The organism is Lactococcus sp. LG1074 (assembly GCF_017309525.1).
GTDB classification, from domain to species: domain Bacteria; phylum Bacillota; class Bacilli; order Lactobacillales; family Streptococcaceae; genus Lactococcus; species Lactococcus petauri.
Map to the genome: position 1 here is coordinate 23,031 of NZ_CP071293.1, position 12,197 is coordinate 35,227.

10 protein-coding genes, 8 tRNA genes and 1 rRNA gene are annotated in these 12,197 nt (G+C 40.2%); 11 read left to right on the forward strand and 8 right to left on the reverse strand.

Going from position 1 to position 12,197, the window contains the following annotated elements; translation table 11 throughout:
• Positions 1 to 106: 106 nt before the first annotated feature.
• The 10 genes from J0J36_RS00085 to recO all read left to right on the forward strand — a co-directional run bounded on the left by J0J36_RS00085 (position 107) and on the right by recO (position 2,402).
• Positions 107 to 178: transfer RNA gene (locus J0J36_RS00085), tRNA-Glu, on the forward strand.
• 5 nt (positions 179 to 183) lie between these two features.
• Positions 184 to 273: transfer RNA gene (locus J0J36_RS00090), tRNA-Ser, on the forward strand.
• A gap of 9 nt (positions 274 to 282) precedes the next feature.
• Positions 283 to 356: transfer RNA gene (locus J0J36_RS00095), tRNA-Met, on the forward strand.
• 22 nt (positions 357 to 378) lie between these two features.
• A tRNA-Phe gene (locus tag J0J36_RS00100) sits at positions 379 to 451 on the forward strand.
• Positions 452 to 454: 3 nt separating this feature from the next.
• A tRNA-Gly gene (locus J0J36_RS00105) sits at positions 455 to 525 on the forward strand.
• A 39-nt stretch (positions 526 to 564) separates the two neighbouring features.
• Positions 565 to 638 (forward strand) — tRNA-Ile (locus J0J36_RS00110).
• Positions 639 to 640: 2 nt separating this feature from the next.
• A 5S ribosomal RNA gene (gene rrf, locus J0J36_RS00115) occupies positions 641 to 756 on the forward strand.
• A 2-nt stretch (positions 757 to 758) separates the two neighbouring features.
• Positions 759 to 832 (forward strand) — tRNA-Asn (locus tag J0J36_RS00120).
• A gap of 552 nt (positions 833 to 1,384) precedes the next feature.
• Positions 1,385 to 1,457, forward strand: a tRNA-Lys gene (locus J0J36_RS00125).
• 186 nt (positions 1,458 to 1,643) lie between these two features.
• Positions 1,644 to 2,402, forward strand: a complete 759-nt coding sequence (gene recO / locus J0J36_RS00130; RefSeq protein ID WP_019292795.1) for a DNA repair protein RecO — start codon at positions 1,644 to 1,646, stop codon at positions 2,400 to 2,402.
• 34 nt (positions 2,403 to 2,436) lie between these two features.
• Here the strand turns inward: recO and lpdA are convergent, their stop codons facing one another.
• The 8 genes from lpdA to trpS form a co-directional block, all read right to left on the reverse strand.
• Positions 2,437 to 3,858, reverse strand: coding sequence for a dihydrolipoyl dehydrogenase (lpdA, locus tag J0J36_RS00135; RefSeq protein WP_019292153.1), 1,422 nt, complete (start codon positions 3,856 to 3,858; stop codon positions 2,437 to 2,439).
• 23 nt (positions 3,859 to 3,881) lie between these two features.
• Positions 3,882 to 5,453, reverse strand: coding sequence for a 2-oxo acid dehydrogenase subunit E2 (locus tag J0J36_RS00140; RefSeq protein ID WP_019292152.1), 1,572 nt, complete (start codon positions 5,451 to 5,453; stop codon positions 3,882 to 3,884).
• Complete coding sequence (locus J0J36_RS00145; protein ID WP_003133589.1) at positions 5,446 to 6,426, reverse strand: alpha-ketoacid dehydrogenase subunit beta; 981 nt, start codon at positions 6,424 to 6,426, stop codon at positions 5,446 to 5,448. The genes J0J36_RS00140 and J0J36_RS00145 overlap by 8 nt, the downstream gene beginning before the upstream one ends.
• 2 nt (positions 6,427 to 6,428) lie before the next feature.
• Entirely contained in the window at positions 6,429 to 7,553 is a 1,125-nt protein-coding gene (locus J0J36_RS00150) for a thiamine pyrophosphate-dependent dehydrogenase E1 component subunit alpha (RefSeq protein WP_153924294.1), read from the reverse strand.
• 31 nt (positions 7,554 to 7,584) lie between these two features.
• Positions 7,585 to 8,580 (reverse strand): lipoate--protein ligase, encoded by a 996-nt coding sequence (locus tag J0J36_RS00155; protein ID WP_019292151.1) that lies wholly within the window; start codon positions 8,578 to 8,580, stop codon positions 7,585 to 7,587.
• Between the two features lie 204 nt (positions 8,581 to 8,784).
• The gene (locus J0J36_RS00160; protein WP_019292150.1) at positions 8,785 to 9,555 is read right to left on the reverse strand and encodes a glycerophosphodiester phosphodiesterase; all 771 of its coding nucleotides are present in this window, start codon (positions 9,553 to 9,555) and stop codon (positions 8,785 to 8,787) included.
• Between the two features lie 11 nt (positions 9,556 to 9,566).
• A complete protein-coding gene (locus J0J36_RS00165; protein WP_019292149.1) occupies positions 9,567 to 10,205 on the reverse strand; it encodes an HD domain-containing protein in 639 nt (212 codons plus the stop codon).
• Positions 10,206 to 10,222: 17 nt separating this feature from the next.
• Entirely contained in the window at positions 10,223 to 11,254 is a 1,032-nt protein-coding gene (trpS, locus tag J0J36_RS00170) for a tryptophan--tRNA ligase (protein WP_019292148.1), read from the reverse strand.
• 418 nt (positions 11,255 to 11,672) lie between these two features.
• On the opposite strand from trpS, the gene J0J36_RS00175 reads away from it, so the two are divergent.
• Positions 11,673 to 12,113 carry an OsmC family protein gene (locus J0J36_RS00175; protein WP_019292147.1) on the forward strand — a complete coding sequence of 147 codons (441 nt, stop codon included), beginning with the start codon at positions 11,673 to 11,675 and terminating at the stop codon, positions 12,111 to 12,113.
• Positions 12,114 to 12,197: the final 84 nt, after the last annotated feature.

A 12,197-nucleotide genomic window follows, 5' to 3' on the forward strand; every position in this document is an offset into this window, starting at 1 on the left:
ATTAAAAAGAAATTATTTTGGAAAAACTACAGTTTATTCTTGACATATTTCTAAATTAGTGTATAATAGAAAAGTACTGTTCGAGAGGACAGCGCAATAATAAGATGGTCCGTTGGTCAAGGGGTTAAGACACCGCCTTTTCACGGCGGTAACACGGGTTCGAATCCCGTACGGACTATTTTTGGAGGATTACCCAAGTCCGGCTGAAGGGAACGGTCTTGAAAACCGTCAGGCGGGTAAAACCGTGCGTGGGTTCGAATCCCACATCCTCCTTTTTATTATCGCGGGATGGAGCAGCTAGGTAGCTCGTCGGGCTCATAACCCGAAGGTCGTAGGTTCAAATCCTGCTCCCGCAATTAATTGTTGAATTACATTTTTGGCTCGGTAGCTCAGTTGGTAGAGCAATGGATTGAAGCTCCATGTGTCGGCGGTTCGATTCCGTCTCGCGCCATTTGCGGGTGTAGTTTAGTGGTAAAACCTCAGCCTTCCAAGCTGATGTTGTGAGTTCGATTCTCATCACCCGCTTTGTTTTTTATAAAAGTATGAAAAACATTTCAAATATGAGGGAGCATAGCTCAGTTGGTTAGAGCACTGTGTTGATAACGCAGGGGTCCGAGGTTCAAATCCTCGTGTTCCCATATTTGGTATTCATTGCATAGGAGATACACCTGTTCCCATGTCGAACACAGAAGTTAAGTCCTATAACGCCGGAAGTAGTTGGGGGTTGCCCCCTGTGAGATAAGGTAGATGCCAAGTATTGCGGATTAGCTCAGTTGGTAGTAGCGCATGACTGTTAATCATGATGTCGTCAGTTCGAGTCTGACATCCGCAGTCCCAAGACAATCTAAGGGTTGTCTTTTTTTATTTTATATACTACTGATGAAACCGCTAACTCTTTTACTTGAAAAAGACCTCGGAACATGTTAGTATATGTATATAGAAAAGCACTGGAATGTGCGAGTTTACTCAAATTTTTGACCGACTATATTTGTATTGCATAGGGGTTCAAGAGACATTCGATAGCGTTAAGACTCTGAATAAAGTAAGAGCAGCTGATCTGAAGCGAGAACACCCACCTGGCTTCTTGGCGGGTTCAATACTGGAGTAAGCATACGGCATTCAATCAGTGTTTTTTTTGTGTATTTATAAATTTTTTTTACAAATAAAGTCATTCTCTTAGTATCTTTAGTTATTAACTCAAAAGGCTATAAAATGCCATTGTGAGCTTTCTTAACCTGTTTCACATATCTCTTTTACTAGGGTCTGCAAAAGACGCTAAAAGAGCTCATATGGAGCCTTGAAGGATGGGAGAAATAAATACAAAAATTCTTGCAATTTTTACTGAAAGTGCTATACTAATAAAGTAAGTTATTACATGTGAATAGCCTCCTTAGCTCAGTTGGTAGAGCAGTAGACTCTTAATCTATGGGTCGCAGGTTCGAGCCCTGCAGGGGGCACTATAAAATAAACAGTCTCATCTTTAAGAAGAGACTGTTTTTTATATCGAATTAAGATGATAAAAGACGTTGAAGCTATTTTCATAGTAGTAATGTTATCTTGCTTATCTGAGTAACAGCCTTAGCTGTAGGTGCAATAGGATAAGTCTCTTGACAAAGATAGACCTCTGGCTTTACAATATAAGAATGAAGAGTGTTGAAACCCGTGGGCTTGTCCTGTATACTAAAAATTATCGTGAAAAGGATAAGTTGGTCAAGATTTTTACTGAGTCTTTTGGCAAGCGTATGTTTTTTGTTAAAAATTTTGCACGTTCTAAATATGCCAGCAGTTTACAAAACTTTACAGCTGCAAGTTTGATGGGAACAATCAATGATGAAGGTTTTTCCTTTCTTGATGATGTAAGTGAAGCCGTAACTTATAAGCGTATCAGTGAGGATATTTTCCTTAATGCTCATGCTTCTTACATTATTAGTCTAGCTGATGCAGCAATTCCGGATAACCAATATGATTCTTCTCTTTATGCTTTCGTGATTAAGTGTATGGACTTGTTGGATCAAGGTTTTGATAAAGAAATCATTACCAATATTTTTGAAATCCAAGTTTTAAGTCGTTTTGGAGTTGCTCTAAATTGTACGGAATGTGCTTTTTGCCATAGTAAGCAAGGTCCTTTTGATTATTCCTATAAATTCAACGCTTGCCTTTGCAAAAATCATTTTGATGAGGATATGCGTCGCTTACATCTGGATCCAAACGTTCTTTATTTGGTTAATCTCTTTCAGGAAATATCTTTAGATCAACTCGAGAAAATATCTGTTAAAAGAGAGATGAAAGAAAAGATACGTTTATTTATTGATGGTATCTACGATGAGTATGTGGGTATTCATTTGAAATCTAAAAAGTTTTTAGATGGAATGAAAGATTGGGCCGACATTATGAAAGAATAAAAAAAGCATTCAGATGAATGCTTTTTTTATTCTTTTAAACGTGGATAGGTAATCCATCAGCAATTTCAGCTGTATCCATGATAGCTTCACCAAGTGTTGGGTGAGGTTGGATAGTTAAGGAAATATCTTTTGAAGTCAAACCGTTTTCGATTGCAAGAGCAAGACCTGAAATCAAGTCAGAAGCTCCAGGACCAACGATTTGTGCACCAATAACGGCACCTTCTTTGTTCTCTGTAATTAAACGAATGAAACCTGTCGTATCGTCCATTGAGATAGCACGTCCGTTAGCTGCAAATGGGAATTTGCTGATTTTAACTTGATCCATACGATCTTTTACAGATTCAGGTGTTTCACCTACAGTAGCCAACTCTGTTGTTGTATAAGCAACAGCAGGAAGAGCGATATGCAAGTCCACAGCGTCTTCTCCGCCCGCAATGGCAGCCGCCGCAATCTTCGCTTGGAATGATGCTTTGTGTGCGAGCATTGGTCCAGGAACAACGTCACCAATAGCATAGATGTGTGGTACAGAAGTTTGGAATGAGTCATCGACTTCGATGAGGCCACGATCTGTAAGCTTAACGTCAGTGTTGTTAAGACCTAACATGTCAGTATTTGGACGACGACCTACGGATACGAGTAAGTAGTCACCCGTAACAGTTTGTTCTTTACCATCTACTTCGAAAGTTAAAGTAACATCTGTATCTGTTTGAGTCGCAGATTTTGCCATAGCAGAAGTGAAGATTTCTGAACCAGCAGTTTTTACACGGTTAGCAATGATGTCTGACATTTCTTTGTCAAAACCATTCAAGATGTGATCTAATCCTTCAACAATAGTAATTTTAGAACCTAACATACGGTAGGCGCCACCAAGTTCAGAACCGATAACACCACCACCAACGATGATCAAATGTTTAGGGATTTCCTTCAGATTAAGGGCACCTGTTGAATCAATAATGCGTCCGCCGTAAGGGAAACTTGGGATTTCAATTGGACGTGAACCTGTAGCAATAATTGCATTTTGGAAGTTCAACAATTGGAAGCCGTCTTCTTGCTCCACGTTAATTGTTTCATTATCGATGAATTCAGCTGTTCCTTTAATCAACTCAATTTTATGCTTTTTCAGGAGCATTGCGATACCGCCAGTGAGTTGCTTCACAACTTTTTCATCTTTCCATGATTGAGCAGCGGCCCAATCAAGATTTACTTCACCGTTAGAAAGTCCAAAGGGACTTTTGCCTGCTTCTTGTTTAAGAGCGTCTTGATAGTGGTGTCCCACGTTAATCAAGGCTTTTGAAGGGATACAACCAATATTAAGGCAGACCCCACCTACGTTATCTTTTTCGATAACAACAACTTTTTTACCAAGTTCAGCCGCACGAATCGCCGCAACGTAACCGCCAGGGCCTGATCCGATGACAACTGTATCTACTTCAGTGGCTTGTGCACCAACAACCATAATTATTCTTTCCTCTTTTCTTCTTAAACTTCCATGAGCATGTAAGCTGGATCAGCTAAAAGACTCTTAAGATAGTTCAATGAACCTTGTCCGAGCATACCATCGATGAGACGGTGGTCATAACTTACAGAAAGCTTCATGTTTTGACCAACAGCTAATTCACCTTCAGCGTTAACGATTGGTTCTTTAACGATTGAACCAAGGCCAAGGATCATAACGTCAGAACCATTGATGATTGGTGTAAACCAAGTGCCGCGAGCAGAACCAATATTTGAAATTGTGATTGTTGAACCGCGCATTTGGTCTGGTTTGATAGAACCAGTACGTACAGCTTCAGCAAGTTCAGAAATTTCTTTAGCAATAGTAAAGATTGATTTCTTATCTGCATTTTTAATCACAGGTACATAAAGTCCGCTTGGCGCATTTACGGCGATACCAATGTTTACATCATTATGGTAAACAATATCCGTACCGTCGATAGATGCGTTAATTTCTGGGAATTTCTTAGCTGTAGCAGCCAAGGCTTTAGTCACGTAAGCAAGGTAAGTAAGTTTAACATCTTGTTTAGCCGCAATTTCTTTGTATTCTTTACGGTGAGCAACAAGTTTAGAAACTTCCACTTGGTCAAAGTTAGTAACCGCTGGAATATTTGCATTTTGTGTGCTCATCGCGTTTGAGATGGCTTTACGTGTTGGCGTCATTGGCTCACGACGATCACCTTCAGCTGCTTGTACAGGAGCTGGAGCTGGTTTAGGAGCAGCAGGTTTAGCTGCATCAGCCTTAGGAGCTGGCTTAGCTTCCGCAGGAGCAGCTGCGCCAGAAGCAAAGGCTTTGACATCTGCCAAGGTTGTGTGTCCATGACGACCTGTAGATTGAACTTGAGTCAAATCAATACCGTGTTCACGCGCATAGTGACGTACAGATGGCATCGCAAGAACGCGACCGTCTGCAGTAGTACGTGTTGTAGCACCACCTTCAGTTTTAGGAGCAGAAGGTGCTGTATCGGCAGCTGCTGTTGTAGCAGCTTTAGGAGCTGGAGTAGCGGCAGCTGTAGAACCATTACCATTGTATTCGATAAGTGGAGCGCCGACTTCAACAGTTGTTCCAGCCTCAACAAAGAGTTTTGTAACTTTACCAGAGTAAGGAGACAAGATCTCTTGCATCAATTTGTCGTTTTGTACTTCAGCAACAGGATCATCTTCTTTGACGTCGTCTCCGACTTTTACAAGCCAGTTGGCGATATCGCCTTCGTGCATACCTTCACCGATATCAGGCATAGTGAAGATTTGAGCATCACCTGAAGGAGCTTCAGAAGCAGCAGCGGGAGATGCTTCAGTAGTACCAGCTTCACCTGAGCCATCTCCATCATATTCGATAAGTGGAGCGCCAACTTCAACAGTTGTTCCAGCTTCAACGAAAAGTTTTGTTACAGTACCAGAGTAAGGAGACAAAATTTCTTGCATCAATTTGTCATTTTGTACTTCGGCTACTGGATCGTCTTCTTTAACGACATCTCCGACTTTTACAAGCCAGTTGGCGATATCGCCTTCGTGCATGCCTTCGCCGATATCAGGCATTTTAAAAATTTCAGTCATAATCTACTACCTCTTTCACTTTTTTCACAATATCGTCAGCTTTAATTGCCCAGTCATTTTCGGCTTGAGCAAATGGGAAGATAGAATCTGGCCCCGCTACACGGCCGATAGGTGCTTTAAGTGACAGAACGAAACGTTCTGAAATTTCCGCCATAACGTTAGCAGCAATACCAGCTGTACGTTGAGCTTCTTGAACGACAACAACACGTCCAGTTTTTTCAACTGTTTCACCGATTGATTTGATGTCAAGTGGTGAAACAGTACGCAAATCAAGAACTTCAGCGCTAACACCTTCTTTTTCGAGTTGTTCAGCAGCCTTGATAGCCAAAGGAACTGTACCACCATAAGCGATAATTGAAACGTCTGAACCTTCTTTAGCAACCACTGCTTGGTCTAAAGGTGTTGTGTAATAACCTTCTGGAACTTCACCCTTAACAGAACGATAAAGGTGTAAGTTTTCAAGGTACATTACAGGGTCATTATTTTCAATGGCTGCCAAAAGGAGACCTTTAGCATCAGCCGGATTTGAAGGCATAACAACACGAAGACCAGGAATTTGAGCAAAGAGCCCTTCAATAGAATCGGCATGCATTTCAGGTGTTTTTGTACCGATACCATAAGGTGTACGGATAACAATTGGGTTATGACGTGTGTTATTAAAACGGTAACGTGTACGAGACATTTGTCCAGCAATTGAGTCAAAAACTTCATACACAAATGTGCCAAATTGGATTTCCATAACAGGGCGGAAGCCTTGAGTTGAAAGACCAATTGCTAAACCACCAATACCAGATTCAGCTAAAGGTGTGTTGAAGACGCGGTCTTCTCCGTGTTTGGCTTGGAGTCCGTCGGTTGCACGGAATACCCCACCATTTTGTCCAACGTCTTCACCGAAGATCAATGTGTTTTCGTCACGTTCAAGCGCCAAGTCAAGCGCTTCTGTGATTGCTGCAATATAAGTTTTTACTGCCATGTTTACTTGCCCTCACTTTCAAATTTTGCAATTTGTTCTGCCATCACTTGGCTAGGTACTTCAAGTGTGTTTTTCAAGAAGCTTGAGATTTTTTGTTTTTCAACATTATTTGCTTTCTTGATGTCTGCATCGATATGAGCATCAAGTTCTGCGATATAAGCTTCTTCTTGAGCATCATCCCAGATACCTTTTTCAGTCAAGTAAGTACGCATACGGAGTAATGGCTCTTTTGCCCACCAAGCATCAAGTCCTTCTTGGCTACGGTAACGAAGTGGATCATCACCAGCTGTTGAATGTGGCTCCAAACGGTTAGTAAGAGCTTCAATAACTACCGGTCCATTACCAGCAACAGCCCAAGCACGAGCTTCTTTAGCTGCTAAATACATAGCGATTGCATCGTTACCGTCTACAACGATAGAAGGCGCACCAGCTGCCCAACCTTTAGCAGCCAAGTGAGGTGCTGCTGTTTGGAGTTCACGTGGTGTTGAGATTGCATAACCATTATTTTGGATAAAAGCAACAAGAGGAGCTTTGTAAGCAGAAGCAAAGTTGATACCTTCATAAGTATCACCTTGAGATGAACCACCATCACCTGTGTAAACAAAGGCAACTGCATCTTTTTTACGTTTTTTAAGGCCCAAAGCAACACCAGCAGCTTCAACATATTGAGCACCAATGATGATTTGTGGGAACCAAGATTTTACTTCCGCACCTTCGTCTGTTGTATATTCGTTACCGAGTTGGTGACCACGAGACCAGAGGAGCCCCTTCCAAATTGGCCAACCTTTTGCGTAAATTTGTGGTAAGTCACGATAACCTGGAAAAAGCCAGTCTTCGTCAGTGAATGCAAAAGCAGAAGCCATTTGAGAAGCTTCTTGACCTGCAGTTGGTCCAAAGAATCCCATACGACCTTGCTTAGCAAGCTTCATGCAGCGGATGTCAATTTGACGACTAAGAAGCATGTTTTTAAAGAGTTCTACTAAATCTTGATCTGAAAGATCGGCACGTTTAAGGCCTTCTTCGTCAACGATTTTTCCATTTTCGTCTAAGATTTGAAGCGTTGGAAATGCGCTATCTTGTAATTCTAATTGTTCTTTGAAATCGAGGATTTTTGTGCTGTTTGACATAAATATCTCACTTTCTTCTTCATTCTTGTTTTTAAACTAATTCATCAGCTCTAAAAAGCTGTGAAAGTTCGTTGTTTTCAATTGTTCCAAAATACTGACCTGCTTTGTTTTTCTCTAAAACTTCATAGACAGCATCTGGATTAAATGGAAGACCGATAAAATCTTGTTTGATATCACGCCAGTCACGGACACCAAGGAAATCCCCCAAGAAATTAATATCAGTAATCAGACCATTATCAACGTCAACTTGGATATCAATTGATCCACCAGTAAATTTGGCATGGTTGTTGAAACTGAATTTAGGGCTTTCACCATAATTCCAATCCCAAGTTGAAAATTGTTCATCACGTGCAACCTTTATACCAGCCAGCTGTTCATCGCTCAGAATATATTCACCATCTTTACCTTGGTCCGTCAAATAGTATTTGAGGGCATCGATAAAAGTATCTAAGTTTAAGTCAGGGGCAAAGTCTTTAATGTTCCCGACACGTGCGCGAACAGATTTAGCAGCCTTAGAGACAAACTTTTCGTCAGAGACATTCAGTGAGCGGATCATCGCCTCCACATCAGTATCCCAAAGTAAAGTACCGTGGTGCATAAGGTAACCACCAGCGTAACGTTGAGCGTTCCCCGAAACTTTTTTCCCCGAAATTTCTAAATCATTTCTTCCAGTAATTTCGGCTTCAATACCAAGGGAGCGAAGTGCATCATACATGGGTTTCACGAATTGATGAAAGTTGACCTGGGCTGAACTGGCTACGGGAACAAAAAATGTAAAACAAATATTTCCCTCATCATGATAGACAGCACCACCACCAGATACGCGACGTACAACTTGTACATCATGTTGATCAATATAATCTTGGTTTATCTCAGCAAAAGTATTTTGGTTACGTCCAACGATAACAGCGCGCTTATTTTGCCAAAGGGAAAATACGGGTTCGTCTGCTTTCAGATTGTTTAATAACCAAGAATCCATCGCAATGTTAGTATAGGCATCCTGCCCGAGATAATTGATATATTGCATAGATTCTCCTTCCATTAAAAATATATGTCAAATGTCTTTGACATTGAACACATATAGTTTCATTATATCCCTTGTGAAATAGAATGTAAAGAAAAATGACTCCGCTATCATAATTGAATATTATGCTATTTCTTTGAAAAATTTGTGAAGTTATGAATGTAAAAAAAACATGCATTGGCATGTTTTTTATGAGTTCAATAATTTTTATAAATCTTGCCTGATGTGTCGTGCTTTTTCAGGAAAATCTGTAAAAATTCCTGCTATATTATGCTGAAAGGCATAGCGCATGTCCGTTTCCGAATCAATCCCCCAGAGCCGGATTGGCCGATGATCAGAAGCTAGAAGTTCGGGGTACTTTAAAACATACTTTTTTTTCAAATGAAGACTGGACATAAAGTTCTCTACTTTATTTAGGCTTACCTTCTGTAATTTTTTACCTGCAAGGTAGGCTATTTCATCTTTTACACCGAGATCCTGAAGCCGCTGAAGTGTATTGACATTAAAAGAAGAATAGATGATTGTAAATGGAAGAGTTTGTTGAGCAACCAACTCCAATACTTTTTCTTCGATATCTGGGTAGTCAATAATGTCGGTCTTAAACTCAATGTTTAAGAAGCCTGTAAAGTTCTCTTTTGTCAGCAGATTTATAACTTCCTGTAATGTAGGAATACGTTCTCCCCTGAAACGGCTATCAAACCAAGAGCCAGCATCTAATTGTTTAAGTTCTGCCAGTCTTAAGTCACGGACACGTCCTTTTCCAGAGGTTGTCCGATTGACTTTTTCGTCATGAATGACGACTAATTGATTATCCTTAGACAGATGGACATCGAGTTCAATACCGTCTGATTTGACACGAAGAGCTTCTTGGAAGGCGGCTAACGTATTCTCAGGTCGGTTACATTTTGAGCCACGGTGAGCAAAAATAAGACAAGTATTCTGATTTTTCATATAAGAATCATTTTTCTCTAAGTCCATATCTTTTCCTTCTAAATATTGTATTCATCTTCGATAGCCGTGACAAAATCATGCATAATTTTATCTCTTTTCTCAGCTAATTTTTTAGCATGTGCTGTGTTTAGTAAATTTTTGAGCAAAAAGAGCTTTTCGTAAAAATGATTGAGCGTTGTGCCTTGGTTTTGGTGGTAAGTATGCTTATTCTCAAACTTTTCGGGTAATATTTGTGGGGCGTAAAAGGTGCGACCTTTGGCCCAGCCATACTCTAAAGTCCGCACAATGCCCCAAGCGCCCATCGCATCAAGACGGTCGGCATCTTGGACGATTTGACCATTGATGTCGAGTTCTTTTTTCTCCAAAAGGTTAGTAGAATAACTCATATTGTCAATGATGTAAAAGATTTTATCCTGCTTCTCTTTGGAAAAATCTAAGGAAGTTAAGAAGGCTGCAAGGTCCTGTTTGTGTTTGTCAACATTGGCACAGAGCTTTTCATCATAGATATCGTGCAGGTAAGCCGCAGCAATAACTAAATCCGAATCTGCAAGGGGCTCAGTAGCAAGAATTTGCTTTGCGAGCTTGACAACGCGACTGACGTGATCAAAGCCATGTCCATCATTGTTATTCTCATGGATTTTCTTGGCAAATGCGGCAATTTTTTCTTGAGTTGTCATAAGTTCTTGCCTTCTTTTTATTTAGCATCAAAGTAGTTAATACCCATCGCTGATTTTACTTCAGATAAGGTATTTGCAGCAACAGCGCGTGCTTTTTCAGAGCCCGCTTGAAGCATATCATAAACAGCGCCCATGTCTTTAGCGAATTCGATGCGGCGTTCACGAATTGGAGAGAGTTCACGGTCGAGAATATCCAATAGATAGCGTTTAGTTTTTACATCTCCTAAGCCCCCAGCTTGATAATGCTCTTTCATCTCAGCAATAGTAGTAGCATCTTCCTCACGTCCAAAAACATCAAGATAATGGAAGACCATATTGCCCTCAATTTTACCTGGATCCTCAACCTTGATGTGGTCGGGATCTGTGTACATGCTCATCACTTTCTTTTTGAGCGTATCCATATCATCAGCCAGATAGATGCCGTTACCAAGTGATTTAGACATTTTTGCATTCCCATCAAGCCCAGGAAGACGTCCTGCCGCTTCATTTTCTGGATAAAGTCCTTCAGGTTCAACTAAAACGTCACAGTTATATGCATTATTGAAAGAACGGGCGATTTCGCGACATTGTTCAATCATTGGTTTCTGGTCATTTCCTACAGGAACCAGATTGGCTTTAAAGGCTGTAATATCTGCGGCTTGAGCGATAGGATAAACTAAGAAGCCAGCAGGAATAGATTCACCAAAGGCTTTTTGAGCAATTTCTGTTTTAACTGTAGGATTACGTTCAAGTCGTGCTAGAGAGACTAAATTCATATAATACATTGAAAGTTCTGCCAATTCAGGAATTTGGGACTGGATAAAAATGGTTGATTTTTCTGGATCGAGGCCAGCAGCCAAATAATCTAAAGCCACGTCTCCAACAGATTGGATAATTTTTTCTGGTTCTTTAGCATGATCGGTGAGTGCTTGTTGGTCGGCAAGGAAAACAAACATGTTGTATTTTCCTGTGTTTTGTAGAAGCACACGATTTTTAAGTGAGCCAACATAATGTCCGATATGGAGTTTGCCCGTAGGGCGATCGCCAGTTAAGATTGTAGGTTTATTCATGATAGTTCTCTCCTTCTTGATGTACAAATTTTTATAACAAAAAAACCCGTAAAGCATTGTAAAAATACTTTACGGGCGTTAACACGCGGTACCACCGTAATTCGAAATTCCTTAAGAATTTCCTCTAGCTCGTCCTAGGAACGAGTGCTTTTTTAACGGGAGCAGCCGTGATTTATATTGCTTAAAATCATTTTTTGTTATTATCAGCCCATTCACTTTTCTGAAAACATTGACTTGCACAACCGTCAACTTCCTAAAGAATTCTTTGAAAAGCTACTCTTCTGATAGTACAAATTCTACATTTATTTTCAAATAATGTCAAATAAGTCTGAGCCCAATCTCTTGAAAAGGCTATAATAAAATCCTATACTGAGAATATAGGAAAACTAACTATTTATAACATAAAAAGGAGAAAAATATGGCAAATGTATCCACAGCATCAGCACAATGGCAAGGAGATTTAGAAAATGGTTCAGGTACCATCAGTCTAGATTCTTCACAAGTATTTACTGATACACCTTATAATTTTGAAGCGCGCGCAGAGCATTCGGCATCAATAACAACCCCAGAGGAACTTTTGGGTGCAGCACATGCTGCTTGTTTTAGCATGGCATTCTCATTGCTTTTAAGCGAAAAAGGTTACAAGGTCAATAATATATATACCCAAGCAGATGTTACCTTTGCGGTAACAGCCGATGGTCCTGCGATTACAAAAATCCATCTGAAAAACCAATCTAAAATTGCTGGAATTTCTGATGATGAATTCCAAAAGTTAGCAAAAGAAATCGAAGCAACATGTCCGGTTTCTAAAGCTTTAGCATCAGTTCCTATTGAACTTGATGCTGAATTAGTGATTTAAACTACAGTTATTAACATGTGGAAAGGTGCCTCCATATCTTTCCACATGTTTTTTTTGTACAAAAATAAAGTTGTAAACATGTGC

Excerpts from the sequence above, each read along its gene's own strand:
- recO (WP_019292795.1), top strand. The coding sequence starts at position 1,644 with ATGAAGAGTGTTGAAACCCGTGGGCTTGTCCTGTATACTAAAAATTAT.
- lpdA (WP_019292153.1), bottom strand. The coding sequence starts at position 3,858 with ATGGTTGTTGGTGCACAAGCCACTGAAGTAGATACAGTTGTCATCGGA.
- J0J36_RS00140 (WP_019292152.1), bottom strand. The coding sequence starts at position 5,453 with ATGACTGAAATTTTTAAAATGCCTGATATCGGCGAAGGCATGCACGAA.
- J0J36_RS00145 (WP_003133589.1), bottom strand. The coding sequence starts at position 6,426 with ATGGCAGTAAAAACTTATATTGCAGCAATCACAGAAGCGCTTGACTTG.
- J0J36_RS00150 (WP_153924294.1), bottom strand. The coding sequence starts at position 7,553 with ATGTCAAACAGCACAAAAATCCTCGATTTCAAAGAACAATTAGAATTA.
- J0J36_RS00155 (WP_019292151.1), bottom strand. The coding sequence starts at position 8,580 with ATGCAATATATCAATTATCTCGGGCAGGATGCCTATACTAACATTGCG.
- J0J36_RS00160 (WP_019292150.1), bottom strand. The coding sequence starts at position 9,555 with ATGGACTTAGAGAAAAATGATTCTTATATGAAAAATCAGAATACTTGT.
- J0J36_RS00165 (WP_019292149.1), bottom strand. The coding sequence starts at position 10,205 with ATGACAACTCAAGAAAAAATTGCCGCATTTGCCAAGAAAATCCATGAG.
- trpS (WP_019292148.1), bottom strand. The coding sequence starts at position 11,254 with ATGAATAAACCTACAATCTTAACTGGCGATCGCCCTACGGGCAAACTC.
- J0J36_RS00175 (WP_019292147.1), top strand. The coding sequence starts at position 11,673 with ATGGCAAATGTATCCACAGCATCAGCACAATGGCAAGGAGATTTAGAA.